We start from the raw sequence: 434 nt of genomic DNA on the forward strand, positions 1-434 counted from the left end.
CGTCGTTTGGTGGCGATGGCGGAGGTGAACCACGCGTTCCCATACCGAACACGACCGTTAAGCCCTTCAGCGCCGATGGTACTTAGACCGCAGGGTCTTGGGAGAGTAGGACGTCGCCAAGCAGGTGTTATGTTTTACACCTATGTTTTATCTTGCACCTTGAAAACTGGATAACGAAAGAAAAAGAATTGCTGAAACATCCTTTAGTTGTTTTTACGTAAGCGAGAGGTGTTTCGAATTGAAGACGGCTTTTGAAGACGTTATTTCTACCTCTAAAGAGGTTATTAATCAAAGAAATAAGGCTTCAACGACGGATCAATCGAAATCACCACGAGCAATTGGTTAAGCTAGTAAGAGCGCACGGAGGATGCCTAGGCACCAGGAGCCGAAGAAGGACGTGGCGAACAACGATACCGCCCCGGGGAGCCGTAAGC

At 48.4% G+C, this 434-nt stretch carries 2 rRNA genes; both read left to right on the top strand.

What is annotated here, in order from left to right:
- Positions 1–5 precede the first annotated feature (5 nt).
- Positions 6–122 (top strand): 5S ribosomal RNA (gene rrf / locus AB4Z50_RS36090).
- Positions 123–340: 218 nt separating this feature from the next.
- A 23S ribosomal RNA gene (locus tag AB4Z50_RS36095) occupies positions 341–434 on the top strand; the annotation flags it as partial.

The sequence above is a fragment of the Paenibacillus sp. 2TAB26 genome (assembly GCF_052115145.1).
Lineage (GTDB): Bacteria > Bacillota > Bacilli > Paenibacillales > Paenibacillaceae > Pristimantibacillus.